Here is a 24,876-nt window from a genome sequence, read left to right as displayed (position 1 = left end):
CGCTACCCCGCCAGCAGGGTGGCGAGGCGGCCGGCGATGTCGTCCCACCGCCAGTGCTCGGCGACCCAGCGCCGGCCGGCTTCGCCCATCAGCGCGGCCCGGTCCGGGTCGGCCAGCAGCCCGGCGACCGAGTCCACCAGCGCGGCCAGGTCCCGCCCGTCGATGACCTGCCCGGTCACCCCGGACAGCACGGTCTCCGGCGCCCCGCCGGACCGGCCGGCCACCACCGGCAACCCGGACGCGGACGCCTCCAGGTAGACGATGCCGAGCCCCTCGACGTCCAGGCCGCGGCCGTGGGTGCGGCACGGCATGGCGAACACGTCCCCGGCGACGTAGTGCGCGGGCAGTTCCGGCCACGGCACCCGGCCGGCGAACACCACGTGCCGGGCCACGTCCAACTGCTCGGCCATGGCCATCAGGCGGGCCTGGTACGGGCCGCCACCGACCAGCAGCAGGGCCGCGTCCGGCACCCGCCTGCGGATCAGCGGCAGCGCCCTGATCAGCATGTCCTGCCCTTTGCGCGGCCACAGCCGGGAGACGCAGACCACCACCGGGCGGTCACCGAGACCGTACCGGTCGCGGATCTCCTTGCGCGCCAACGGATCCGGCTGGAACTGATCGGTGTCCACACCGGACGGAAGGTGCTCGAGCGCGGCCAGCGGACCGAACGCGGTGGCGAACCGGGATCGGGTGTAGCGGCTGACGAAGGTCACCACGTCGGTGGTCGACCCGATCCGGCGCAGTGCCTGCCGGGTGCCGGGCAGCATCGACCAGCCCACCTCGTGGCCGTGCGTGCTGGCCACGATCCGCCGGACGCCGGCCCGGCGCAGCGTCGGCGCCAGCAGGCCGAGCGGCGCGGCGGCGCCGAACCACACCGACTGGACGCCTTCGGACCGGATGATCTCGCGGGCCCGGCGGGCCACCGCGGGCGTGGGCAGCATGAGCGTGCCGGGGTGGCGGACCACGTCGAACGGCTGACCGGCGTCGAACTCCGGGTGCGAGCCCGACTGGGCCTGCCAGGACGGCGCGTAGACGATCAGGTCGTGGGCGGGCAGCCGGGTCGCCAGGGCGTGCAGGTACGCCTGGATCCCGCCCGGCCGGGGCGGGAAGTCGTTGGTCACCACCAAGGTTCTCGGCACCAGCGCACCCTACCGGCCGGGTTCACCCCAACGTGTCGTGCAGGTACTGCCGCCAGGACTGGACCAGGCCGGCCCGGTCCAGGCCGATCGCCGCCCGGAGCAGCTCGTCGGTCTCCGCGGCCGACATCGGCCCGGCCCCGGCCAGCCTGCGGTACAGCGCGACCAGCCGGTCCTCGCCGAACCGCTGCGCGATGAACCGGGCCACCGACCAGGACTTCTGGTAGACCAGGTCCAGGTCCCGGCCGGTGGACCGGAAGTCCTGGTCCTGCGGCAGCTCCCGGGGCAGGTCGCCGCGCCGGACCCGGTCGGCCAGGTCCGGGGCACCCTGTCGCAGGGTGATCCCGCTCTCCCGGTAACCCACGTAGTCGGCGAACCCCTCGAGCAGCCACATCGGAGAGCCGTCCACGGTCTCGGCCCGGGCCGCCACGTGCAGGATCTCGTGCCGCAGCACCACCCGCAGCGACGCCGCCGACAGCGACTTGGCGCTGGTCGGGCTGAGCACCACGCGCTGGCCGGCGACCGCGCGCCGCGCTGAGTCGACCCGGTCGGCCACGGCGACGGCCACCACCGACTCCACCGGGAACCCGGCGCCGACCAGCGCGCGCATCTCCTCCGGAGTGTCCGGGACCAGCAGCGCCACCCGCTGCGACCAGTCGGTGCCCCACAGCTTGCTCACCGCCGCCACCGAGGAGTCCAGCTCCCGGGCCAGCCGTTCGACCAGCCGCTCGCTGCCCGGGTGGGCCAGCACGATGCCGTTGCCGGTGGTGGTGACCTGGCACGGCCCGAAGTCCCATGGCCCGCGCCAGGTGTGCCGGCCGAGTCCGTCCAGCGCGGTGTCCGAGCGCAGGTACCAGTTGCCGCCGGTGCGGGCGAACAGGTAGCCCATCGCCCGGCCGGTCGGCACCAGGTCGGCGCCGCGCAGCGCGTAGCGCAGCTCGACCGCTGGCGCCCAGAGCTCGTCGGCGCCGCCGCGCTGGATCGCCGAGGTGTCCAGCGCGTCGTCCGGGGCGAGGTGGTACTCCCACGCGTCCAGCGGCACCCCGCCGAGGTGGGCGAACAAGGCGCGCTGCCGGACGGCGAAGTCCGGGTCGGCGGCCGGGTCGATGGTGGCCAGGAACGCCGCCTCGTCGCGGCGGAGCAGCGCGTCGGCCCGGACGCGCAGCAGCGTGGTGACCGCGTCGGCCCGGGACTGGGCCGGGGTGGGCGGGGGGACCGCGCCGAGCGGGCGGCCCTGGCCCGGGCTGGCCGGGGGCGGTGCGCCGGGGGTCGGGTCGCTCGGCAGCCACACCAGCACGAGCCCGCAGAGCAGCGCGGCGGCCACCGCCGCGCCCAGCCCGCCGCGGAACCGCGCCCTGCTGCTCACCGGGCGATGTTAGCCACCACGACTCGGGCCCGGTGCGCACGCACCGGGCCCGAGGGAACACGTTGGGCTGACTTACCCGACGATGCGCCGGGCGCCGAGGTAGTCGCGACCGCCGCCGTACGGGGCGTCGGCCACCTTGACCGGCACGCCGGAGGTGGAGGCGTGCACCAGCTTGCCGTTGCCGATGTACATCGCCACGTGGTGGATGCTGCCGGCGCTGCCGCCGTAGAACAGCAGGTCACCCGCGATCCACTCGCCGGACTTGACCGGCTTTCCGAGCGTGTACTGCGCCCGGCTGGAGTGCGGCAGGCCGACGTTGACCGCCCGGTAGGCGTACATGGTCAGGCCGGAGCAGTCGAACTGGTCCGGGCCCTCGGCACCGTAGACGTACCGGTCGCCGACCTGGTCGAGGGCGGTCTGCACGGCCGCCTGGGCGGCGCCGGCCGGGGCCAGGTAGACGCCGTGGTCGTCGGGACCGACCAGGTCCTGCTTGTCCTTGCCGGACAGCCGGGCGTAGGCCTTCTCGGCATCCGAGACCCGCGCGTCCAGGTCGGCCTTGGCCTTGTCGATCTCACCGACCAGGGCCTCGGCCTTGGCCTTGGCCTCCTGGGACCGGTTCTGGGCGTCGGTGGCCTGCTGGCGGGCCGTGGCGGCCTGCTCCACGGCGCTGCTGTACGCCTGCAGCGCCTGGGCGTTCTCGGTGGCGAGCATGTTCAGCGCCGAGGCGCGGTCCAGGAACTCCTGCTGCGAGTCGCCGGTGAGCAGGGCCGACAGGCTGGAGAACCGCGCGCCCTGGAAGGAGGCGCTGGCCAGGGCGTCGACGGTGCCGCGGAACTGTTCTTCCTGGGCCTTGGCGGCGGCCTCGCTCTGCTGGGCGTTGGCCAGGTCGGCCGTTGCCTTGTCCAGGTCGGCCTGACGGTTGACCAGTTCGTTCCGTGCCGCGAGGAGGTCCTCGTTGACCTTGGAGGCCTGGCCGGACAGGTCCTGGTACTGCTTGAGCGCTTCGGACGCCGTGGTCGGGGGGGCGGGGGCTTCTGGTTGCGCCAGTGCCGGTACGGGGGAGAGGCTCACCGCCGTCGTGATGACGGCAGAGATGCTGAGGGCTCCACGGACTGCGCGCTTCGCTTTGTGCGACGACACGTCGCGGGGGTCTCCGTTTCGTCTCGGACCGCTGACGAGGCGAACCCGCGGATCTCCGCAGGTTCCACCCCACCGTGGGGATACCGGTCCAGCCTCCCGACAAGGCCGAATCAGCGGCGATCCCGCGTCGCCGCCTCGGGGTTGACGGCCGTCGGCCGCGAGATCTCGGCTAGGTTACGAAAAGTGAGTCACGCCGTCTACCGGACCGTGGAAAAAAGGCGCCGAACGCGCTGGTGAACCCCAACGGAGCAGCGCCGACTTCGCACTGTGATCACGATTACACCCCCGTTCACCTGGTCGTGTGCCGTTCGTCGATTGCCAATGACCGTTCACCGATGGAACTCAATAGGCCGGGCGTGTCACCCGGCGAGTCGGCCCAAATCCGGCAAACCGGACCCTCGGCTAGGCCGATCGCTCCTCCGGCACCAGTCGTAGTCGCGGTATCAGGCCCGCACCGGCGAGCACGTCGATCGCGCGCCGCTCGAAGTCGTCCAGCTCCACCGCGGGCGGCGCCCCCAGCAGCACGCTGACCACGCAGTCCTTGCACGCCAGCCCACGCACCACGCAGCTGTCGCAGTCCACGATCAAGGTCGACATCGTCCACTCCTTCAGCTCTCGCTGATCACTTGGCGCGGACTCTACGGACGGCCACCGACATTCTCGGTCACCTGTTCGAACCGGCCCCGGCTCAGCCGGTGAACTCCCAGTGCCAGGGCTCCTCGCGGCCGTTGCCGGGGCGCGCCCAGGGTGGGTTCGACCAGCCGAAGGCGCGGGCGTTGGCGGTGAGCCAGGCGTGGGTCGGGGTGCCGGCGGTTTCGGCGCCGCCGCACAGGTCGACGGCCAAGCCCCAGCCGTGGTTGCTGGTGCCGGGGATGGCGGCCAGCGCGGGCTTGGCGGCGTAGAGGCGGACCTGGGCGTCGAAGGTGCGGTAGGAGTCGGTCAGGCAGAGCGGCTGGCCGGCCACGGCGGCGTAACCGGCGCTCATGGCCTGGAACGACTGGGCGGCGTCGCAGCGCAGCATGTGGCCGGCGTGGTCGGCGGGGCACAGGGCGGCGATCGGGATGAAGCCGTTCGGGTAGCCGCCCCAGGCGGCGACCGCCTCGCCGGGGGTACGCGGGGGTAACTCCACTCCCCCGCAGCGCCACGCCAGGCCGCCGTCGGTCGCGGCCGGCGCCGGGACCGGGGCGCGGTGCGGCAGGGCGGGCCGGGCGACGCCGAGCAGGCTGTCGCCGGCCGGCAGGTCGGCGACCACGACGCCGGTCAGGCGGGCGTCCGCCGTCAGCATGGTGTGCTGGTCCAGCAGGATCCCGACGCTCTGCGCGCCGTACCGGGGCGGGCCGGCGAACACCAGGTCGCCCGGTTGCGCCTCGGCCAGCGCGACCGGGGTGAGCACGGCAAGCTGCTCGGCGACCGACCCGGGCACCGCCAGGTCCGCGTAGGCGGCGCCGACCAGGCCGTCGCACGAGTAGGCCGCCGGCCCGGCGCCACCGGCGCCGGGCACGTACGGCCGGCCAAGCGCATCCACCGCCATGGTGACCGCGCGGATGGTCTCGGCGGGCAGCACCAGCAGCCGCTCACCGGAGGGCAGCTGGGCCGACGCGGCGCCGCCCGGGCCGGGCAGTGGTTGCAGGCCGGGCGGCAGCCGGGCCGGGTCGCGCAGGGCCGCGGCCGGCGGTGCGACGATGCCCGCCGCCGTGAGCCGGGCGGTGTAGGCCCGCCAGTTGGCCGCGGTGGCCTCGTTGCGCTCCCGCTGGGCCCGTTGGCGCGCGGTGACCGCCTCGTCGGTGGCGGCCAGCACGCCGCGCAGGTCGGAGGACACCGCGGCGGCCCGGTTGGTGGCGTCGGCGGTGCGCCGCTCCAGGTCGGTGCGCCGCTCGGCGGCGGCCCGCTCGGCCGAGGCCGCCGCGCCCTCGGCCGCGGCGGCGGCGTCGCGGCGGTGCACGGCGGCGGTCAGCCGGGCGTCCAGGTCGACCCGCAACCGGTCGACCAACTCGGCGCCGGCCAGGAAGTTCTCCGGGCTGTCCGCGGTGAGCAGCACGCGCATCGTGCCCGGCGCCGCCGAGGCGGAGAACACCGCCGCCGAGTACCGGTCGACCTCGGCCTGCTGCGCGGCGACCACCCGGTCGGCCTGCTCCCGCTCGGACCTGGCCCGGCCGAGCCGGTCGGTCGCGGCGCGCAGTTCCGCCTCGGCCTCGTGGATCCGGGCCGCCAGGTCACCGAGCTCCCGCTGCACGTCGGAGGCGGTCCGCTGGAGCTGGGCCACCTTCGGGTCCGCGAACGCCTCGCCCGGCCGGCTGTCCGGCACCGGCGCCCCGGGCGCCACCCCGGCCTCGATCCGGTCCGGGTCCGGCTGCGCCACGGACACCCCGGGCACACTGACCGCGAGCGCGAGCACCACCCCGGCGATCGCACTGGTCCGCCGCTCCGGAATCAACCGCTGTCGTCGCGTTCCAGCGAAGGTGCGGATCGGCCGTTGGTTGTGGCTGGGTGACGTCACGGTGCCCCTGAGGTTGCGTTGGTCGGGCCGAGACTTCACACGATGATCCACGCTTGGACTAACGCGCCCGGTCCGCGCGCGTCACGCGCCGGCCGGCCATCACACCCGGCCGAGCCGGGCCAGCAGCACCGCGGAGGGCACCGGATGGGCGCCGCGCCTGCGCACCGAATCGGCCACCGCCCGGTCGGAGGTGACCACCACCACCGGGCGGCCCTCGGGTTCGGCGGTGACCAGCGCCCTGATCACGTCGTCGGCCAGCACCCCGGGGTCGCTGAACAGCACCCGTACCCCGCGCGGCGCCGCGGTGGGCACGGCCACCACGCCGGCCCCGTCGAACACCAGCGTCACCTCGGCCGAGGTCCGGGCGGCCAGCGCGGCGAGCTGGCGGATCAGCCGGTCCCGCTGGTCGGACAGGGACAGCTCGGGGTAACCGGTCTTGGTGACGTTGTAGCCGTCCACCACCAGATGCACCGACGGAAGCGCGAGCAGCCGGTCCAGCGCCGCCGGATCCTCCACCCGGCCGACCACGCCCTGCGCCGCGGTGGCCCCGCGGACCATGTCGGCCGGCCGCGGCCCGGCCCCGCCGAGCGCCAGCTCCCGGCGTAACCCGGTGACCGCACCGTCCAGCGTGTCGACCAGCAGCGCCAGCCGCACCTCGTCGGCCTGCCGGGCCTCCCGGGCGGACTGCCGGGCGATCTCCGCGTCGGCCTCGGCCCGCTCGGCTCTGATCCGCTCGTGCTCGGACCGCTCCCGCTCCCGGTCCCGCTGCTCGGTCAGCGCGGCCAGCTCGGCGGCGGTGTCGGTGCGCATCCGATCCGCCGCGGCGACCGCCCTGGCCGCCTCGTCCTTGGCCTCGCGCAGCTTCACGCCCTGCTCACGCAGCTTCTTGCGGAGCCGCTCCAGCTCCACCTCGCCCTCGGCCCGCACCCGGTCGGCGGCGCCCTGCGCGGCGTCCAGCTCGGCCTGTATCCGGCGCAGCTCCGCCTGGGCCCGGTCCGCCCTGGCCACGGCGCCGTCCCGCTCGGCCCGCAGGTTCGCGTCCGACGCCCGGCGGGACACCAGCTCCAGGTAGTGCTCGGCACTGTCCGCCCCGAGCAGCACCGCCGCCGCGGCGACCGCGACCGGGTCCCCGCCGCCCAGGTCGAGCACGGCCGGGCGGTGCTCCCGGCACCACTCCACGACCGCGGTCCGGAACGCCACCGAGTCCCGCAGGCTGGCCACGATCGAGCCGCCGCCGAGCCGGGCCCGCTTGGCCGGCGCGAACCGCGCCACGGCGCGCAGCTGCTGCGGGATGTCCACCCGGGGCAGCACCGCGATCGCCTCGGCGGCCAGCTCGGCCAGCCGGACCCGGACCGCGTCCGGCAGCTGGCTCCAGTCCACAGTGGACCCGTTGGCCGAGGCGCCGTCCGCCGCGGGCGGACCGGCCGGCGCGTCCTGCGCCGGCTCGACCGGTTGGGACGACGGAGCCATCCCACAAGGCTAACGGGGTGGCAGTCGGGATGCGCGGTCCGTTGTCGGTGGTCTGGCCTAGCGTGCGGCGGTGATGACCGCGCCGCACCGCCCCCGCACCCAGCTCAGCTTCGACGAGCTGGGCACCCCGCTGCGGACCACCACGTTCGTGGTGTTCGACCTGGAGACCACCGGCGCCACCGCGGAGGACACGATCACCGAGTTCGGCGCGGTCAAGGTGCGCGGCGGGGAGGTGCTCGGCGAGTTCGCCACGCTGGTCGACCCCGGCCGCGGCATCCCACCCGAGATCGTGGCGCTGACCGGCATCACCGACGCGATGGTGTGCGCGGCGCCCCGGCTGGAGCGGGTGCTGCCGGCGTTCCTGGAGTTCGCCGCGGGCGCGGTGCTGGTCGCGCACAACTCGGGCTTCGACATCGGGTTCCTGCGCGCGGCCTGCAACCGGTTCGGCTACGCCTGGCCGAAGCCGGCCGTGGTGTGCACGGTGCGCCTTGCCCGCCGGGTGCTGTCCAGGGAGGAGGCGCCGTCCTGCCGGCTGTCCGCGCTGGCCGAGCTGTTCCGGTCCGGCACCAAGCCGGTACACCGGGCGCTGCCGGACGCGCAGGCCACCGTGGACGTGCTGCACGCGCTGCTGGAGCGGGTCGGCTCGCTCGGCGTGCACACCCTCGAGGAGCTACTGGACTACATCCCGGACGTCACGCCGGAGCAGCGCCGCAAACGCACGATGGCCGCGCACCTGCCGCACGAGCCGGGCGTGTACCTGTTCCGCGGCCCGGGCGAGGAGGTGCTCTACGTCGGCACCGCGTCCGACCTGCGCCGCCGGGTCCGGCAGTACTTCACGGCCAGTGAGACCCGCAGGCGGCTGCGCGAAATGGTCCGGCTCGCGGTCCGGGTGGACGCGGTGACCTGCGCCCACCCGCTCGAGGCACAGGTGCGGGAGCTGCGGCTGCTGGCCGCACACCGGCCGATGTACAACCGGCGCTCGAAGAACCCCCGGCAGGCGTGGTGGGTCACGTTGACCGACGAGGCGTTCCCCCGGCTGTCGGTGGTGCGGGCGCCCCGGGACGGAGCGCTCGGACCGTTCCGCTCGCACCGGCTGGCCGAGGAGGCGACGCTCGCGCTGCAGGATGCGACCGGGATCCGGCCGTGCACGCAGCGCATCCCGGCCCGCTCGCCGCGCGGCCGGCCGTGCGCGCTGGCCGAGCTGGGTCGGTGCGGGGCGCCGTGCGCGGGGCGGCAGAGCACGGCCGAGTACCGGCCGGCGGTCGAGGCGGTGCGCCTGCTGGTGACCGGCCGGCGGCTCGACCCGTTGCGGCACCTCGCGAACCGGCTCGCCGAGCTGGCCGGGGCCGGGCGGTTCGAGCAGGCCGGGCTGTCCCGGGACCGGATGCGCACGCTGGTCCGGGTGCTTGACCGGGGGCAGCGGCTGGCCGCCCTGGCCACCGTGGCCGAGCTGGTCGCCGCCCGGCCGGACCAGTCCGGCGGCTGGGAGTTCGCGGTGGTCCGGCACGGGCGGCTGGCCTCGGCCGGGGTGGCCCGGCGCGGGGTGCCGCCCATGCCGGTGGTGGACGCGCTGGTCGCCTCGGCCGAGACGGTGCGCCCCGAGCCGGGGCCGTTACGCGGCGCCCCGGCCGAGGAGGTGGGCGTGATCCTGCGCTGGCTGGACCGGCCGGGTACCCGGATGGTCCGGTGCTCGGCGCCGTGGACCGAGCCCGCCCAGTGCGCGGCCAGCTGGCGACCATGGCTGGCGCGCGCAGACTCGGCCCACGGCGGCACCGCGCCGGATCACGCCCGGGACCTACTTGCGGATGGCGACGGCGCTGTACGGGGTCTCGGGCGTCGGCGGGGTGCTGAACCGGGCGTTGGGCAGGTAGAGCCGGTTGCCGAACGAGGCCACCGTGGTGGGGATGTCGAACCTCGGGTCGGTGAGCCGCTCCACCAGCCGGCCGGAGCCGCCGGACCGGTCCAGCCGGAACACCGCGACCCGGTTGAGCTGGTTCTGCACCACGTACAGGGTGCGGCCCTCCACGAGCAGGCCGTCGCCGTTGGTGAGCAGTTCGCCGCCGAGGTCGACGGTGGCGGCCACGCCGGTGCCCGGGTCGACCCGGAACAACAGGCCGGTGGCGGACTGGACGATCAGCAGCGCCCGCCCGTCCGGGGTGCGCGCGATGCCGTTGGCGTTGAACCCGGCCACGTGCACGTAGTCCCCGGACAGCGGGAGCCGGACCACGTCGGCCTGTTCGGGCACCCCGCGGCCGCGCGGAACCCCGTAGATGAAGGGGTTCTGCGAGTCGGTGAACCAAGCGGTCCGCGGGGTGAGCACGACGTCGTTGATGAACGTGGGGGCGGCGGCGAAGGTCAACGACGCCAGGATGGTGCCCGAGCGCAGGTCGATGACCCGGCCGTTGCCGGCATTGCCGCCGGAGACGTAGATCCTGCGATCGTCGGTCTTCAGCCCCACCGACGGAGTGCCCGGGCCGGCGCTGACGTCCCGGCCGACCCCGGTGATCAGGTTGACCCGGTGGATCCGGCCGTCGGCCCGTGAGCCGAAGTACGCGAACGGGCCCGGGCCGATCGCGATGCCCTCCGGGAGGAAGCCGTTGGGCAGCGGGAACTCCGTGGGGAAGCCCCGCGAGCCGTCCGCCGACGCGGTGCCGGTGATGGCGGACGAGGTTGCCAGCGCGGCCGGCACGGCGACGGCGGCGGTCAGGAGCGTACGGCGACGGAACATGGTCGGTAATCCTCCGCTCTGTGCATACGGCAAGGGGGCGCCTGTGCCCCGACCGACATTACGACCAAAGCCGCCATTCGGTTCGATCTCTCTGTCCACAGTGGACCAAGACGGTCACTCGTCGGGCTTGCGGACGATCTCCCGCACGGTCATCACCAGGCCGTACACCCCGAAACCGATGATGAGAAGCGAGACCGCCCCGCCGGCCAGCAACTGGATCATCAGGCCGAGGCCGACGAACAACAGGCCCGCCACGATGCCGAGCACGTGTACCGGCGACATCGCGGACATGGCCGCTCCGAGCCGTCCCCCGGCCGCCGGTGTGGCGGCGGACTCAGCAGGCTCGGTGGCCCCGGACCCGGTCTCGGCGAGCCGCTCCCGACGGATTCTCGGGAGGACCCGAGCCACCAGGTAGAACATGCCGAGTATGCCCAGCGGGTGGGTGACCCAGGTGCTGATGGTGTGGACCCGGTACCAGTCCGGAGCGGCACCACCGGGCGACACGCTCTCCGTGACGAACCAGAAGAAGTTGACGAAGGCGATCAACACGACGGCCGCGGCCAGGTAGGCGAGCGGCCCGAACCGACGGGTGCTCATCGGCTCCCCCAGATAATGATCATTACCAGGCGCGCTCATTCTGCGGGCACTGGCCGGGGTTGTAAAGAGCCCGTGTGGTCAGGCGCGGCCGGCCAGGATGATCCGGGCGATCTCGCTGACCGTGGCCTTGCCGGCGTCGTAGCCGCCCTTGCCGCGCAGGTTGTTCATCGCGGCGAAGACGTAGCGCTCGGCGGGACCGGCGAAGCCGACCGTGTTCATCACCCAGCCGCCCTGCTCGGACGACCAGCCGTTCTTGTTGCCCGGCCGGGCGGCGGGGCCGGCGGCCCACACGCCCCACTGCTGGTTCGGGGCCACCCCGCGCAGCTCGCCGACCACGTAGTCACGCAGATCGGCCGGCAGTTCGCCAAGCACGTAGCTCATCAGCCGGTCGAGGTCGTCCGCGGTGCACTTCTGGAAGCCCCAGTACGGATAGAAGTCGGCGAAGCCGCGCTGCGGGGCCAGCGAGGTCATCCCGTAGCCGGAGAAGGCGTTGTTGAACGCCATGTGGTCGGCCCCGGCGTAGCGGAACCACAGCGTGTCCGCCGCGTTGTCGTCCGAGCTGTTCAGCATGGCGTGGATCAGACCGCGGTCCTCGACCGTCAGCGCGATCTCTCCCGCCCGGTCCCGCAGCAGCAGGTTCACGGTCATGGCCAGCTTGATCGTGGACGCGGTCCAGGTCGGGTCACCGGCGTGGCCGTTGTGCCACACCGCGCCGGTCTTCCGGTCGTGCACCACGATGCCCACCGTGCCCGGCCGTTTGGCCAGGTAGGCCTCGGCGCTGGCGAACCGGCGCTGGAAGTCGCAGTCGAACCCGGACTGCGGCAGCGGGCACTCCGCGGCCGGCGGCGGGGCCGGCGGCGGGGTGCTGGCGGACGCGACCGGCGGCCCGGCGGACACCGGTGGCGGCGTGGTGTGCGACGACGAGGCCGGATTCAGCACCAGATGGGCCGGGGACATCTCGCCCGACGGCGCGGACCCGCACCCGGCGGCGGCCACCAGCACCGCCGCCGCGATCAGGACGCGGGCGCACCGCCCGGCCGGGCTCAACCCAGCGGCTTCCGACTCGGATCCTCCGACGTCGCCACCTCGGTACTGGCCGCCGCGGCCGGCTCGATCTCGAGCGCCTCGTGCTCGGCCGCCCTGGCCCTGGCCAGCGCCGCGGTCTCCTCCGTCGGGTCCGGTCGCAGCAGCGAACCGGCCACCGGCTCGCCGGCCGAGCCGAGCTTGTTCATCTTCTTCGGCACCGGGGTGCCCTGGTACTCCAGCGGAATCGGGTGGCCGTGGTCGTCCACCGGGCCGAGCGGCTGATGGATCTCGATGAACTCACCGTGCGGCAGCCGCTTGATGATGCCGGTCTCCACGCCGTGCTCGAGCACCGCCCGGTCCGACCGCTGCAGACCGAGGCAGATCCGGTAGGTGAAGTAGTAGGCGATCGGCGGCAGCACCAGCAGCGCGATCCGGCCCATCCAAGTGGTGGCGTTCAGCGAGATGTGGATCTTGTCGGCCAGCACGTCGTTGGCCGCCGACAGCAGCGTCACCATGAAGAACGTGATCGCCATGACGCCCAGGCTGGTGCGCACCGGCACGTCCCTCGGCCGCTGCAGCAGGTTGTGGTGCGCGTGGTCCTTGGTGAAATGTCGCTCGATCCACGGATAGACCATGGCCAGTGGAATCAGCAGCGGCAGGCCCATCATGAACGGGAAGAACGCCGCCGGGATCGTGTAGTTGCCGAGATAGATCTCCCAGGCCGGCCACAGCCGGATCAGCCCGTCGGTCCAGCCCATGTACCAGTCCGGCACGGTGCCGGCGGAGATGTGCGCCGGGTTGAACGGCCCGAAGTTCCAGATCGGGTTGATCTGGAACAACCCGCCGAGCAACGCGGTCACGCCGACCACGATCGCGGTGAACCCGCCGCCCTTGAGCGCGAACACCGGCATGATCCGCACGCCGACGACGTTGGTCTCCTTGCGCCGCAGCCCCGGGAACTGGGTGTGCTTCTGGTACCAGACCAACCCGACGTGCACCGCGATCAGCGCCAGCAGGATGCCCGGGATCAGCAGGATGTGCGCGGTGTAGAGCCGCGGGATGATCTCGGTGCCGGGGAACTCGGAGCCGAACAGCAACCAGTGCGTCCAGGTTCCGATCACCGGGATGGACAGGATCAGCCCGGACATGATCCGCAGCCCGGCACCCGAGAGCAGGTCGTCCGGCAGCGAGTAGCCGGCGAAGCCCTCGGTGGCGCCAAGCGCGAACAGGATCACGCCGATCACCCAGTTGACCTCACGCGGCCGGCGGAACGCTCCGGTGAAGAACACCCGGAACATGTGCACCACGATCGCGGCCATGAACAGCAGCGCCGCCCAGTGGTGCACCTGGCGCACGAACAGGCCGCCGCGCACGTCGAACGAGATGAACAGGGTGGACTCGTAGGCCTTGGTCATCTCAAGGCCACGCAGGTTCTCGAAGCTGCCGTTGTAGGTGGTCTCGGCCATCGACGGGTCGAAGAACAGCGCCAGGTAGGTGCCGGACAGCAGCAGCACGATGAAGCTGTACAGCGCGATCTCACCGAGCAGGAACGACCAGTGCGTCGGGAAGACCTTGTTGAGCTGCTTACGCAGCCCGCCGGCCATGTGGTACCGGTCGTCCGCCCACTTGGCCGCGCCGGCGGCGAAGCGGCTGGCCACGTTGGTCGGCTTTGTGGGCGTGGTGAGTCCACTCATGACTTACGCTCCCAGAATGCCGGTCCCACCGCTTCCATGAAATCACTCTTTGCGTAGAAGTAGCCAGTCTCCGGGTCGAGATCGATCGGCAGCTGGGCAAGCTTGCGGGTGGCCGGTCCGAAAATCGGCTTGGCGTACTCGAGCGCGTTGAACTGGGACTGGTGGCACGGGCACAGGATCCGGTTGGTGCGCTGCTCGTACAGCGACGTCGGGCAGCCGAGATGGCTGCAGATCTTCGTGTAGGCGTAGAAGTCGCCGTAGTTGAAGTCCTCCTGGCCCCGGTGCTTGATCACCTTCGCGGCGTCCTCCGGGCGCAGCCGGATCAGCATGACCGGGTTGTCCGAACGGCGCAGCGCCTCGGACAGCGCCTCGTGGTTGCCGCGCTCCGACTCGCGGAACGGGAACACGGTCTCCATCGAGCCGGCGTCCATGTCCTCGGGCCGGACCAGCACGACCTCCTCGACGTCGCCGGTGACCCGGCGCAGGAACACCTTCTCGGTGTTGCCCGGCTCGGAGTGCCAACCGGTGCGCCACAACCCCTCCGGCTCCTCGGAGTGGGCGTGCGGGTTGCGCAGGAAGGCGCCGAGCGTGAACACGCCGATGCCAAGGCCCATGATCCCGGCGCCGGCGCCCGCGCTGCGCTTGATCAGCGAGCGGCGGGCGATCGTGCTGCGCACCCCGGCGTCGGACAGCTGCGCCAGGATCGTCTTCTGGTCGATGTCGGCGGACCCGCCGTCGTGCCGATCCTGCACCGCGACCTCGTGCGGGACGAACTTCCTGGTGTAGTTCAGCACGCCGACGCCGACACCGAGGATGGAAAGGCCGAGGGTGATGCCGAGCATCGGGGTGTACCAGTAGTAGAGCTGGAAGACCCCGTCCTGCGGCGCCTCGTACTGCCACGGCCACCAGATGAACACGACGATGAACGCCAGCCCGGCCAGCGCCGACAGGATGAACCAGAACGCCACCTGGCGCTCCGCGCGCCGCTCCGCCCTGGTTCCCTTGACCGGCCACGGGTCCGGGTACTCGATCAGCTCGACGCCGTCCATCCGGCCGCCGAGCTTGACCAGCTCGTCCCGGTCCAGTTCGGCGAGCTCGGCCTCGCTCGGCAGCTCCGGCTTGTCTGAGCTCACTGCTTAGCTCCAATCCACAGTGTGATGCCGAGCAGAGCCGCCATCCCCACGATGAACGCGATCAGACCCTCGGACTGCGGCCCGAGCCCACCGATCGGGTTACCTCCGGGGTTGTTGTTGCCGTCCGTGACCGACTTGACGAAGGCGATGATGTCCTTCTTCTCCTCCGGGGTGAGCTGCCGCTCGGAGAACTTCGGCATGCTCTCCGGGCCGGACAGCATCGCCGCGTACATCAGGTCCTCGGAGACGCCGTCCAGGTCCGGGGCGACCTTGCCGGACGAGAGCGCGCCGCCCCGGCCGGTGAAGTTGTGGCAGGAGGCGCAGTTCAGCCGGAACAGCTCGCCGCCGCGGGCCGGGTTGTCGCCGCGCAGCTCTTCGCCGTGCTCCTCGGGCAGCGTGGTGCCGCCGCCGTGCGACTGGATGAACGCCATCAGGGCCTCGATCTCCTCGGTGGTGAGGACCTTCGGCTTCGCGTCCATCTGCGCGCCCTGCTGCACCGCGGGCATCCGACCGGACTCGACCTGGAAGTACACGGCCGCCTCGCCGATCCCGATCAGGCTCGGGCCGCGGCCCTCCTCCCCCTCCAGGTTGCCGCCGTGACAGCTGATGCAGGTGTTGTTGTAGATCCGCTCGCCCTCGCGGACCTGCGCCGGGTCCTGCTGGGCGTTCGCGGTCTGCGGGTCCGGGACCACCGCGCTGTACAGGAAACCCATGCCGATCAGCGCCACGGCCAGGGCAAGCAGGCCGGCCACGCGGCGGTGCAGCTTCGATCGGCTCCGTAGCCTCTTGCTGATCATCTGTGCGGCAGTCCTCGTGGTCACGGGATGAAGTAGATGACGGTGAACAGGCCGATCCAGACGATGTCGACGAAGTGCCAGTAGTACGACACCACGATCGCCGACGTGGCCTGGGCGGGCGTGAACTTGCTCAGCTTGGTGCGGATCAGCAGGTAGACGAACGCGACGAGTCCGCCGGTCACGTGCAGGCCGTGGAACCCGGTGGTCAGGTAGAACACGGTGCCGTAGGCCGAGGACGGGATCGTGGTCCCCTCGGCGATCAACTGGCGGTACTCGTTGGCCTGACCCAGCACGAAGATCGTGCCCATGATCAGGGTGAGCACGTACCACCTGCGCAGCCCGAACACGTCACCCTTCTCCGCCGCGAAAACACCCATCTGACAGGTGAAGGACGAGGCGACCAGGATGATCGTGACAACCAGCGCGTAAGGGATGTTCAGCTCGGTGGGCTCCGGCGGCCAGTGCTCGGTGTCGTTCTGCGCCTTGACCGTGAAGAACATCGCGAACAGGCCGGCGAAGAACATCAGCTCGCTGGACAGCCAGATGATCGTGCCTACGCTGACCATGTTCGGCCGGTTCAGCGAGTGCACCCGTTGGCTGATGGAGGGCGCTGCGGTCGTCACGCGGGCATTATGTCTTGCGGTGATCCCCCTCGCCTGTTCGGGTCCACGGCGCGCCGCGGGGGTCGCTCGATACCATTCGAGGCCTCCAACCTGGTCGATTGCCAGAAGGGCGCGCACCGTGAGCACGCAGCCGCTGAAGATCCTCGTCTACAGCCACCGCCCCAACATTCGAGAGGCGATCATCACAGCGGTGGGTCGCCGACCCGCCCCGGACATCGGGCGGGTGGACTACATCGAGGCGGGCACCGTGTCCGAGGTGCTGATGACCATGGACGCCGGCAGGATCGATCTGGCCATCCTGGACGGGGAGGCCCAACCGACCGGCGGGATCGGCCTGTGCCGGCAGCTCAAGAACGAGATCACCGACTGCGGCCCGATCGTGATCGCGGTGCGCCGCAAGGACGACCGGTGGCTGGCCACCTGGTCGCAGGCCGACGCGGTGGTGATCTACCCGCTCGACCCGCTGGCCGCCGCCGAGACCGTGGCCGACGTGCTGCGCGCCCGGCGCCTGCCGGTGGCGCGGGGGTGACCGGGATGACGACCCGGACCTGGCCCGAGATGCTCACCCGGCTGGTCGGCCGGGAGGACCTCGCGCTCGAGGACACCTCGTGGGCGATGAACGAGATCATGTTAGGCAACGCCACCCCGGCGCAGATCGGCGCGTTCGTGGTGGCGCTGCGGTCAAAGGGTGAGACGCCGGCCGAGGTGGCCGGGATGGCCGAGGCCATGCTGGGGCACGCCCGCCGGGTGCGGGTGGACGGGCGGGCGGCCGACGTGGTGGGCACCGGCGGCGACCGGTCCGGCTCGGTGAACATCTCCACGATGAGCGCGCTGGTCACGGCGGCCGCCGGGGTTCCGGTGGTCAAGCACGGCAACCGGGCGGCGTCGTCGCAGTGCGGGTCGGCCGACGTGCTCGAGGCGCTCGGCGTGCGGATCGAGCTGTCCCCGGAGGCGGTCGGCACCTGCGTCGGCGAGCTGGGCATCGGGTTCTGCTTCGCCCCCGCGTTCCACCCGGCGCTGCGGCACGCCGGCCCGACCCGCCGGGAGATCGGCATCCCGACCACGTTCAACGTGCTCGGCCCGCTGACCAACCCGGCGCAGCCCGTGGCGGGCCTGGTCGGCTGCGCGAACGAGCGGATGGCCCCGATCATGGCCGAGGTGCTGGCCGCGCGCGGCTTCACCATGCTGGTGGTGCGCGGGGACGACGGCCTGGACGAGATCACCACGACCACGACCACCCGGGTCTGGACCGTCTCCGGTGGCACCGTGCGCCCGGATTCGATCGACCCTGCCCGGCTCGGCGTCGCGCCCGCCACCGCCGCCGACCTTGCCGGCGGCGACGCCGCGACCAACGCCGCGATCGCGCAGAAGGTGATCTCCGGCTCCCCCGGCGCGGTGCGCGACACGGTCCTGCTCAACGCGGCCGCCGCCATCGCCACGTTCCGTGGCCTGTCCGGCGACCTGCACGCCGACCTCGCCGCCGCCATGGAAACCGCCACCGAGGCCATCGACTCCGGCGCCGCGGCCGGCCTGCTCAACCGCTGGGTGACCCGCTCCGCCGAACTCGCCGGCTAACGGAAAACAGCACCGCATCCCGGCCGCGGTCACCTACTCCTACTCGGTGACGTTGGGGCGGGTGTGGTACTCGAACACCAGGCCGCCGATGGTCAGCAGCAGCAGGACGGCGCCGATGACCAGGAGCCAGACCTGCCAGAAGGCCATGGCGAGCGCGGCGATGGCGGCGGAGGCGGCGACGCCGACCGGCCAGTAGCTGCCGGGGCTGAAGAAGCCCAGCTCACCGGCGCCGTCGCTGATCTCGGCGTCCGGGTTGTCCTCGGCGCGCTGCTCGGTGCGACGGGCCACGAAGTGGAAGTACGAGCCGATGATCAGGGACAGGCCGCCGGTGAGGATCAGCCCGATCAGGCCGACCGGTTCCTTGGCCCAGAAGCCGTACACCACGGCCGACACGAAGAAGAACGCGGTCGTGATGTCGAAGAGCCTGGCCTCGACCTTCATTGCTGCTGCACCCTTTCCGAAACCGTCGCTCAGCGCGACGAGTTCCGCTTCGTGTCGAACGGCACCGTCGTGGTCGCGAGCGGCGAGCACAGCTCGCCGCAGCTCGGATCGGTCCGCTGCATCTCGGCCAGCGCCTCACCCGCGGTGTACGGATCCTCGGTCCGCGGATTCTCCTGCTGCCGCAACGACATGTACCGGTCGAACCGCTCCGGCGAGAGCGCGCGCACCTCGAAGTTCATCGCCGAGTGGTAGATCCCGCACAGCTCGGCGCACCGGCCGACGAACGAACCCTCGCGGTCGATCGAGTTCTGGAACGACGAGTCCTGGTTGTTCTTCTCCGGCGCGGGGAACACGTCGCGCTTGAAGTTGAACTCCGGCACGAAGAACGAGTGGATCACGTCCCGGGCGCGCAGGTTGTAGTGGATCGTCTGGTCGGTCGGCAGCACCAGAATCGGGATCAGGTCGGACGTCCCCAGCGTGCGCACCGGCTCGCCGTCCGGCGTCCGGGTGTCCTGATAGGTGAACTCCCAGTTCCACTGGAACGCGACGACGTCCACGGTCACGTCCACGTCGTCGGCGTCCGCCTTGGCCAGCACGTAGTTCTGGGTGACCACGGTGAAGTAGAACAGCACGACGACGGCGAGCGCCGGGATGGCGGTGTAGAAGAACTCGAGGAAGTGGTTGTACTGGAACTGCTTGGGCAGCGTGTCGCCCTTCTTGCGGTGCGCGATGACCGGCCACAGGATCAGCGCCCAGACGATCACGCCGACGACCAGGGCCGCGATCACCGACCAGGTCCAGAACACCTGCATCCGTTCACCCTGCGGAGTGACCGCCTCGGGCCAGCCGAACCGGAGCACCTCCTCGCCCGAGCACCCGGTCGCCGTGAGGGCCACCAGCCCGGCGAGGCCACCGATCCGCGCCAGGCGGCGGCCAGGGGCGAGGGTCCCGTGTGACACCGCCGGGGTGCGCACCATGGGCACGGTTTCTCCTCCTCAGCGTCCCGATTTGATCCAGCCGGAGCCTACCCAGTGGGAGCCGCCTGCCGCCGTTCGGGGCAGGCCAGCGATACTGGGTCGACTGGGGCGCTCGAACGAGAGGTGCGACGGAAGCGTGTGTGGTCTGCTTGGCCTGATCTGTCCCTCCGAGCTCGACGCCGGATCCGCGAGGACCGCCGTGAGCGCCGCGCTGCGCTGCCAGCGCCACCGCGGTCCGGACGAGGCCGGCACCTGGGCCGGTGGCGAGGCGGTGTTCGGCTTCAACCGGCTGTCCATCATCGACATCGAGCGGTCCCACCAGCCGCTGCGCTGGGGCCCGCCGGAGTCGCCGGACCGGTACGCGATCCTGTTCAACGGCGAGATCTACAACTACCTGGAGCTGCGCAAGGAGCTCGCCGACCTGCACTGCGCGCAGTTCAACACCGACGGCGACACCGAATCCGTGGTGGCGGCCTACCACTACCTCGGCCCGTCCGCGGTCGGCCGGCTGCGTGGCATGTTCGCGTTCCTGATCTGGGACACCGAGCGCGGTGAGCTGTTCGGCGCCCGCGACCCGTTCGGCATCAAGCCGCTGTTCTACGCGAGCGGCCCCGGTGGGGTGGCGTTCTCCAGCGAGAAGAAGTCCCTGCTGGAGTTGGCCGGCACGGTCGGCATCGGGTCCGAACTGGACCGCACCGCGCTGCAGCACTACCTGGTGCTGCAGTACGTGCCGGAGCCGGAGTCGCTGCACACGCTGATCCGCCGGGTCGAGTCGGGCACCTGCTTCACCGTCTCCCCGGGCGAGCCGCCGGTGTTCAAGCGGTACTTCACGCCGCGGTTCGACGCCCGGCCGGTGCGCGACGCCGGCGACGCCGAGCGGCTCTACGACGAGATCGCCGAGGTGCTCAGCGACTCGGTGGCCAAGCACATGCGCGCCGACGTCACGGTCGGCTCGTTCCTGTCCGGCGGCATCGACTCGACCGCGATCGCCGCGCTGGCCAAGCGGCACAACCCGAACCTGATCACGTTCACCACCGGGTTCGAGCGGGAGGGCTACTCCGAGGTGGATGTGGCCGCCGAGTCGGCCGCGGCGCTCGGCGTGCGGCACGTGGTGCGCACGGTGAGCGCCGAGGAGATGATGGCCGCGCTGCCGCTGATCGTGTGGTACCTGGACGACCCGGTCGCCGATCCGGCGCTGGTCCCGCTGTGGTTCATCGCCCGCGAGGCGCGCAAGCACGTCAAGGTGGTGCTCTCCGGTGAGGGCGCCGACGAGCTGTTCGGCGGCTACACGATCTACCGCGAACCGCTGTCGCTGCGGCCGTTCGAGCGGGTCCCCGGCGCGCTGCGCAAGGCGATGGGCAAGGTGTCCACCCGGATCCCGGAGGGCACCCGGGGCAAGGACCTGCTCCGCCGCGGCGCGCTGTCGCTCGAGGAGCGGTACTACGGCAACGCCCGGATCTTCCGGGACGACCAGCTCCGGTCGGTGCTGCACACGTTCGACCCGGAGGTCGGGCACGCCGACGTCACCGCCGGCCCGTACCGGGAGTCGGCGAGCTGGGACCCGGTCACCAGGATGCAGCACGTGGACCTGTTCACCTGGCTGCGCGGCGACATCCTGGTCAAGGCCGACAAGATGACCATGGCCAACTCGCTGGAGCTGCGCGTGCCGTTCCTCGACCCCGAGGTGTTCAAGGTCGCGGCCCGCATCCCGCTCGAGCAGAAGATCACCAAGGAGACCACGAAGTTCGCCCTGCGCCAGGCGCTGCGCGAGGTGGTGCCCGGGCACGTGCTGAACCGGCGCAAGCTGGGCTTCCCGGTGCCGATCCGGCTGTGGCTGCGCGACGAGATGTACGACTGGGCGCGGGACATCATCGTCAAGTCGCAGACCGAGGAAGAGCTGGACCGCAACGCGGTGCTGCGGCTGCTCGACGAACACCGGGCCGGCAACCTGGACCACAGCAGGCGGATCTGGGCCCTGCTGGTGTTCATGCTCTGGCACGGCATCTTCGTGGAGCGCCGGATCACCCCGGAGATCCCCGAGCCGCACTACCCGGTCAAGCTCTGAGCCGTAACACTCACCCAGGCAGGATCGAGCCGACCTCGGCCGCGGCGTCCGGGCCGTAGGCACCCTCGATCCGGCTCAGCGCGACGGCCCGGTCGAACAGCCACTCCTGGGTGCCGACCGTCTCCAGCACGCTCACCGCGACGAACGACCCGAGCTGCGCGCACCGCTCCAGGCCGAGGCCCTTGGTCAGGCCGGCGATGAACCCGGCCCGGAAGCCGTCGCCGACGCCGGTCGGGTCCGCCTTGACGGACTCCGGCACGGCGGCGACGTGGATCGAGTCGCCGTTCGCCGAGACGATCTCCACGCCCTTCTCGCCGAGCGTGGTGATCCGCATCCCGACCCGGCTCAGCACCTCGGCCTCGGACCAGCCGGTCTTGCGCAGCAGCAGGGTCCACTCGTAGTCGTTGGAGAACAGGTAGTCCGCCCCGCCGATGAACTCCCGGATCTGCGCGCCGTCCATCCTGGCCAACTGCTGGGACGGGTCGACGGCGAACGGGTACCCGCGCTGCCGGCACTCCTCGGCGTGCCGCAGCATCGCCTCCGGGTCGTCCGGGCTGATCAGCACCAGGTCCAGGCCCCCGACCCGGTCGGCGATCGGGGCCAGCTCGATCTGCCGCGCCTCGGCCATCGCACCGGCGTAGAACGAGGCGATCTGGCACATGTCGTCGTCGGTGGTGCAGACGAACCGGGCGGTGTGCGCCACCTCGGACACGTGCACCCCGGCGCAGTTCACGCCGTGCCGCTCCAGCCAGGACCGGTAGTCGGCGAAGTCGGCTCCCACCGCCCCGACCAGAACCGGGCGGCAGCCGAGCACCGCCATGCCGAACGCGATGTTCGGGCCGATCCCGCCCCGGCGGACGACCAGATCGTCGACCAGGAAGCTGAGCGAGATCCGGTGCAGCTGATCGGCGACCAACTGGTCGGCGAACCGCCCCGGGAAATGCATCAGGTGGTCGGTGGCAATGCTTCCGGAAACCGCTACAGGCACAAGAGACGACCCTACCCGGTGACCCTGACTTTGCAGTCGGTCCCGGTGGGCCTACGGTCAGTTGTGTGAACGCGCCAGAACCCGAGTCGATGGCCGAGTTGATCGCCGACTGCGCGGACATCCCCAGTTCCCTGCGGGCCGAGCGGAGCTACCTGCCGCTGCCCCGGGCGGCGACCCACTGGGAGGTCGACGACGCCTGCCTTGCCCAGGTCCAGGACCTCGACGAATACGTCTGACCTGGGCAGGAACGCCCGAGGGCCGCGACCGGAGCGGACGCGACCCTCGGGAGACAGTCGTCACTCAGTGGAATGAGTCACCGCACGCGCACGAACCCGAGGCGTTCGGGTTGTCGATGGTGAAGCCCTGCTTCTCGATCGAGTCGACGAAGTCGATGGTCGCGCCCTGCACGTACGGCGCGCTCATCCGGTCGACGGCCACCTTCAGGCCGTTGAAGTCCCGGAACAGGTCGCCGTCGAGCGTGCGCTCATCGAAGAACAGTTGGTAGCGCAGTCCGGCGCAGCCGCCTGGCTGAACGGCGATGCGCAGGTGCATGTCGTCGCGACCCTCCTGGTCGAGCAGCGCCTTGGCCTTGCTCGCGGCGGCTTCGGTCAACTCAACGCCGTGGGTGGCCGTATCCGTGTCCTGCTTCGCGGAGGTCATCGTTCTCCCTCGAGATTCGCTTCTGACCCGCACAACCGGGATCACTCCCGATTTCTTCCCATGGTGTCACACTCGCCGGACCGGGGTATCGACTCACGCTGGACCAGTGATTCGGGTCATAACCGCCACTGGCCGGCCACCTGCGCGGCCAGCGCGGCGAGCGTTCCGGACGGGTCGGCCAGCGACGCCGCCACCGAGCCGGCGTGCTCGGCCACCGAGTAGGCCCGCTCCACGCCGGCCGCGGCCGCCTGCCGCCGCCCGACGCTGACCTGGCCGGCCAGCGCCAGGCACGGCAGCCCGCGCTCGGCCGCCGCGGCGGCCACACTGGTGACCAGCTTGCCGTGCAGCGACTGCCAGTCGAAGCTGCCCTCACCGGTGATCACCAACCCGGCCCCGTCCATGGCCGGGCCCAGCCCGCTCAGCCGGCGCACCAGCCCCGCACCGGATTCCAGCTCGGCGCCGAGTGCGAGCAGCGCGGCGCCGAGACCGCCGGCCGCCCCGGCGCCCGGCCGGTCCCGCACGTCCCGCCCGGTCGCCTCGGCCAGCACGTCGGCCCAGCGCCCCATGGCCCGCTCCAGCCGGCGCACGGCCAGCTCGTCGGCGCCCTTCTGCGGGCCGAACGTCCGGGCCGCGCCCAGCTCGCCGAGCAGCGGGTTCTCCACGTCCGATGCGGCGATCAGCCGGACGTCACCCAGCTCCGGCGAGCCGGACAGCCGGGCGCAGTCGACCAGCGGCCCGCCGCCCGGGGGCAGCACGTCGCCGCCGGCGTCCACCGGGATCGCGCCGAGCGCGCGGAGCAGCCCGGAACCGCCGTCGGTGCTCGCCGAGCCGCCGAGGCCGACCACGACGGTGTGCACGCCGGAGTCGCGCGCGGCCCGCACCAGCTCGCCGACCCCGATCGTGGTCGCGGCCAGTGCACTGCGGTCCGCCGGCGGCACCAGGTGCAGCCCGCAGGCCTGCGCGCATTCGATGTAGGCGGTGCCCTCGTGCTCCAGCCAGAACGCCGACACGTGGCGGTCCAGCGGACCGGAGACCGACCGGTGCCGCAGCTGCCCGCCGAGCGAGTGGTGCAGCACGTCGACGAAGCCGGGGCCGCCGTCGGCCTGCGGGCAGAGCACCAGCTCGTCCTCGGGAGCCACGGTGCGCCAGCCGCTGGCGATGGCCACCGCCGCCTCGGTCGCGCTGAGTGTCCCGCCGAAACAGTCGGGAGCGATCAGGACCCGCATGAACCGGAGGGTAGCGAGCCGCGGACCGGCGTTGACTACGCTGACGCCGTGAGGTTTCTGCGCCGCAACACCACCGAGAGCACCGAACCCGTCGGCGAGGCCGAGCCGGGGGCGGAGGATCTCACCGCGACCAAGGGGCACACGCCGGGCAAGGGCCGGCCGACCCCCAAGCGCCGCGAGGCCGAGTCGCGCCGGCGCGGCCCGGTCCCGCCGCCGCCGCGCACCACTCGCGAGGCGCTCCGGCGCGGCCGGGGCAACAAGGAGGAGCGCAAGGCGCTCGCCGCCAAGCGCCGGGAGATGCGGGTGGCGCAGCGGCAGCGCATGATGGCCGGCGACGAGAAGTACCTCCCGGCCAGAGACCGCGGCCCGGTCAAGGCCTACGTGCGTGACCTGGTCGACTCGCGCCGCCACCTGCTCGGACTGTTCATGCCGCTGGCCATCGTGGTGTTCGTCTCACTGCTGGCCCCGTCGCCCGCGTTGCAGAGCTACGCCACGCTGCTGTGCCTGGTGATGCTGATCGGGATGATCCTGGAGGGCGTGTTCAACGGCCGCCGGTACACCGCGCTGGCCCGAGCCAAGTTCCCCAAGGAGAACGTCCGCGGCCTGTCGGTCGGCTGGTACGCGTTCATCCGCGCATCCCAGCTCCGCAAGCTGCGCATCCCCAAGCCCCGGCTGCAGCCCGGCGACAAGGTGACCTAGAGCGGCACCAGCTAGTTAGCCTGGCGAACGACTTGACG

22 protein-coding genes and 1 pseudogene are annotated in these 24,876 nt (G+C 72.0%); 6 read left to right on the top strand and 17 right to left on the bottom strand.

Annotated features, from left to right (window positions below; genetic code table 11):
• Positions 1-2: 2 nt before the first annotated feature.
• From VFV67_RS25325 to VFV67_RS25300, 6 genes are all read right to left on the bottom strand, one after another.
• On the bottom strand, positions 3-1,139 hold the full coding sequence (locus VFV67_RS25325; protein ID WP_326473137.1) for a glycosyltransferase family 4 protein: 1,137 nt from the start codon (positions 1,137-1,139) through the stop codon (positions 3-5).
• 22 nt (positions 1,140-1,161) lie between these two features.
• Positions 1,162-2,502 carry a hypothetical protein gene (locus VFV67_RS25320; RefSeq protein ID WP_326473136.1) on the bottom strand — a complete coding sequence of 447 codons (1,341 nt, stop codon included), beginning with the start codon at positions 2,500-2,502 and terminating at the stop codon, positions 1,162-1,164.
• A 72-nt stretch (positions 2,503-2,574) separates the two neighbouring features.
• Positions 2,575-3,573: an NlpC/P60 family protein gene (locus VFV67_RS25315; RefSeq protein WP_326473135.1), complete on the bottom strand. Its 999-nt coding sequence runs from the start codon at positions 3,571-3,573 to the stop codon at positions 2,575-2,577.
• 471 nt (positions 3,574-4,044) lie between these two features.
• Positions 4,045-4,239: a hypothetical protein gene (locus tag VFV67_RS25310; protein WP_326473134.1), complete on the bottom strand. Its 195-nt coding sequence runs from the start codon at positions 4,237-4,239 to the stop codon at positions 4,045-4,047.
• Positions 4,240-4,330: 91 nt separating this feature from the next.
• Positions 4,331-6,076: a D-alanyl-D-alanine carboxypeptidase family protein gene (locus tag VFV67_RS25305; protein ID WP_326473133.1), complete on the bottom strand. Its 1,746-nt coding sequence runs from the start codon at positions 6,074-6,076 to the stop codon at positions 4,331-4,333.
• A gap of 162 nt (positions 6,077-6,238) precedes the next feature.
• Positions 6,239-7,609 (bottom strand): NYN domain-containing protein, encoded by a 1,371-nt coding sequence (locus VFV67_RS25300; RefSeq protein ID WP_326473132.1) that lies wholly within the window; start codon positions 7,607-7,609, stop codon positions 6,239-6,241.
• 73 nt (positions 7,610-7,682) lie between these two features.
• Between VFV67_RS25300 and VFV67_RS25295 the strand changes: the two are divergent.
• A pseudogene (locus VFV67_RS25295) lies at positions 7,683-9,371 on the top strand (DEDD exonuclease domain-containing protein); the annotation flags it as partial.
• 1,080 nt (positions 9,372-10,451) lie between these two features.
• Here the strand turns inward: VFV67_RS25295 and VFV67_RS25290 are convergent.
• The 6 genes from VFV67_RS25290 to VFV67_RS25265 form a co-directional block, all read right to left on the bottom strand.
• Complete coding sequence (locus tag VFV67_RS25290) at positions 10,452-10,934, bottom strand: hypothetical protein (protein ID WP_326473131.1); 483 nt, start codon at positions 10,932-10,934, stop codon at positions 10,452-10,454.
• A 78-nt stretch (positions 10,935-11,012) separates the two neighbouring features.
• A complete protein-coding gene (locus VFV67_RS25285; protein WP_326473130.1) occupies positions 11,013-11,981 on the bottom strand; it encodes a tat pathway signal sequence in 969 nt (322 codons plus the stop codon).
• Positions 11,978-13,654 carry a cytochrome bc complex cytochrome b subunit gene (locus VFV67_RS25280; protein ID WP_326473129.1) on the bottom strand — a complete coding sequence of 559 codons (1,677 nt, stop codon included), beginning with the start codon at positions 13,652-13,654 and terminating at the stop codon, positions 11,978-11,980. Before VFV67_RS25280 ends, VFV67_RS25285 begins: the two co-directional genes overlap by 4 nt.
• The gene (locus VFV67_RS25275; RefSeq protein WP_326473128.1) at positions 13,651-14,787 is read right to left on the bottom strand and encodes a ubiquinol-cytochrome c reductase iron-sulfur subunit; all 1,137 of its coding nucleotides are present in this window, start codon (positions 14,785-14,787) and stop codon (positions 13,651-13,653) included. Before VFV67_RS25275 ends, VFV67_RS25280 begins: the two co-directional genes overlap by 4 nt.
• The gene (locus tag VFV67_RS25270; protein ID WP_326473127.1) at positions 14,784-15,584 is read right to left on the bottom strand and encodes a cytochrome c; all 801 of its coding nucleotides are present in this window, start codon (positions 15,582-15,584) and stop codon (positions 14,784-14,786) included. The genes VFV67_RS25275 and VFV67_RS25270 overlap by 4 nt, the downstream gene beginning before the upstream one ends.
• Before the next feature lie 20 nt (positions 15,585-15,604).
• Entirely contained in the window at positions 15,605-16,207 is a 603-nt protein-coding gene (locus VFV67_RS25265) for a cytochrome c oxidase subunit 3 (RefSeq protein WP_414636346.1), read from the bottom strand.
• Between the two features lie 118 nt (positions 16,208-16,325).
• Here VFV67_RS25265 and VFV67_RS25260 point away from each other — a divergent pair, with 118 nt between their 5' ends.
• On the top strand, positions 16,326-16,736 hold the full coding sequence (locus VFV67_RS25260) for a hypothetical protein (RefSeq protein WP_326473126.1): 411 nt from the start codon (positions 16,326-16,328) through the stop codon (positions 16,734-16,736).
• 5 nt (positions 16,737-16,741) lie between these two features.
• Entirely contained in the window at positions 16,742-17,782 is a 1,041-nt protein-coding gene (trpD, locus tag VFV67_RS25255; RefSeq protein ID WP_326473125.1) for an anthranilate phosphoribosyltransferase, read from the top strand.
• Positions 17,783-17,821: 39 nt separating this feature from the next.
• Here trpD and VFV67_RS25250 read toward each other — a convergent pair whose 3' ends face one another.
• Together VFV67_RS25250 and VFV67_RS25245 are read right to left on the bottom strand one after the other, a co-directional pair.
• Positions 17,822-18,223: a cytochrome c oxidase subunit 4 gene (locus VFV67_RS25250; RefSeq protein WP_326473124.1), complete on the bottom strand. Its 402-nt coding sequence runs from the start codon at positions 18,221-18,223 to the stop codon at positions 17,822-17,824.
• A 29-nt stretch (positions 18,224-18,252) separates the two neighbouring features.
• Positions 18,253-19,200: a cytochrome c oxidase subunit II gene (locus tag VFV67_RS25245; protein ID WP_326473171.1), complete on the bottom strand. Its 948-nt coding sequence runs from the start codon at positions 19,198-19,200 to the stop codon at positions 18,253-18,255.
• Between the two features lie 136 nt (positions 19,201-19,336).
• On the opposite strand from VFV67_RS25245, the gene asnB reads away from it, so the two are divergent.
• The gene (gene asnB, locus VFV67_RS25240) at positions 19,337-21,265 is read left to right on the top strand and encodes an asparagine synthase (glutamine-hydrolyzing) (RefSeq protein ID WP_326473123.1); all 1,929 of its coding nucleotides are present in this window, start codon (positions 19,337-19,339) and stop codon (positions 21,263-21,265) included.
• 10 nt (positions 21,266-21,275) lie between these two features.
• On the opposite strand, the gene VFV67_RS25235 is transcribed toward asnB, so the two are convergent.
• Positions 21,276-22,211 carry a carbohydrate kinase family protein gene (locus tag VFV67_RS25235; protein ID WP_326473122.1) on the bottom strand — a complete coding sequence of 312 codons (936 nt, stop codon included), beginning with the start codon at positions 22,209-22,211 and terminating at the stop codon, positions 21,276-21,278.
• 107 nt (positions 22,212-22,318) lie between these two features.
• On the opposite strand from VFV67_RS25235, the gene VFV67_RS25230 reads away from it, so the two are divergent.
• A complete protein-coding gene (locus VFV67_RS25230) occupies positions 22,319-22,489 on the top strand; it encodes a hypothetical protein (protein WP_326473121.1) in 171 nt (56 codons plus the stop codon).
• Positions 22,490-22,553: 64 nt separating this feature from the next.
• On the opposite strand, the gene VFV67_RS25225 is transcribed toward VFV67_RS25230, so the two are convergent.
• Positions 22,554-22,913 (bottom strand): iron-sulfur cluster assembly accessory protein, encoded by a 360-nt coding sequence (locus tag VFV67_RS25225; RefSeq protein ID WP_326473120.1) that lies wholly within the window; start codon positions 22,911-22,913, stop codon positions 22,554-22,556.
• Between the two features lie 116 nt (positions 22,914-23,029).
• Positions 23,030-24,139, bottom strand: coding sequence for a glycerate kinase (locus VFV67_RS25220; RefSeq protein WP_326473119.1), 1,110 nt, complete (start codon positions 24,137-24,139; stop codon positions 23,030-23,032).
• A 48-nt stretch (positions 24,140-24,187) separates the two neighbouring features.
• On the opposite strand from VFV67_RS25220, the gene VFV67_RS25215 reads away from it, so the two are divergent.
• A complete protein-coding gene (locus VFV67_RS25215; RefSeq protein ID WP_326473118.1) occupies positions 24,188-24,838 on the top strand; it encodes a DUF3043 domain-containing protein in 651 nt (216 codons plus the stop codon).
• The last annotated feature ends 38 nt before the right edge of the window (positions 24,839-24,876 follow it).

Source organism: Actinophytocola sp., assembly GCF_035762905.1.
GTDB lineage: Bacteria > Actinomycetota > Actinomycetes > Mycobacteriales > Pseudonocardiaceae > DASYTH01.
This window is presented reverse-complemented; position numbering and strand designations above follow the sequence as displayed.

What these genes read in the sequence shown, in the direction of transcription:
- VFV67_RS25310 (WP_326473134.1), bottom strand. Translation starts at nt 4,239, where the DNA reads ATGTCGACCTTGATCGTGGACTGCGACAGCTGCGTGGTGCGTGGGCTG.
- VFV67_RS25300 (WP_326473132.1), bottom strand. Translation starts at nt 7,609, where the DNA reads ATGGCTCCGTCGTCCCAACCGGTCGAGCCGGCGCAGGACGCGCCGGCC.
- VFV67_RS25290 (WP_326473131.1), bottom strand. Translation starts at nt 10,934, where the DNA reads ATGAGCACCCGTCGGTTCGGGCCGCTCGCCTACCTGGCCGCGGCCGTC.
- VFV67_RS25280 (WP_326473129.1), bottom strand. Translation starts at nt 13,654, where the DNA reads ATGAGTGGACTCACCACGCCCACAAAGCCGACCAACGTGGCCAGCCGC.
- VFV67_RS25270 (WP_326473127.1), bottom strand. Translation starts at nt 15,584, where the DNA reads ATGATCAGCAAGAGGCTACGGAGCCGATCGAAGCTGCACCGCCGCGTG.
- trpD (WP_326473125.1), top strand. Translation starts at nt 16,742, where the DNA reads ATGACGACCCGGACCTGGCCCGAGATGCTCACCCGGCTGGTCGGCCGG.
- VFV67_RS25250 (WP_326473124.1), bottom strand. Translation starts at nt 18,223, where the DNA reads ATGAAGGTCGAGGCCAGGCTCTTCGACATCACGACCGCGTTCTTCTTC.
- VFV67_RS25245 (WP_326473171.1), bottom strand. Translation starts at nt 19,200, where the DNA reads ATGGTGCGCACCCCGGCGGTGTCACACGGGACCCTCGCCCCTGGCCGC.
- VFV67_RS25235 (WP_326473122.1), bottom strand. Translation starts at nt 22,211, where the DNA reads ATGCATTTCCCGGGGCGGTTCGCCGACCAGTTGGTCGCCGATCAGCTG.
- VFV67_RS25225 (WP_326473120.1), bottom strand. Translation starts at nt 22,913, where the DNA reads ATGACCTCCGCGAAGCAGGACACGGATACGGCCACCCACGGCGTTGAG.
- VFV67_RS25220 (WP_326473119.1), bottom strand. Translation starts at nt 24,139, where the DNA reads ATGCGGGTCCTGATCGCTCCCGACTGTTTCGGCGGGACACTCAGCGCG.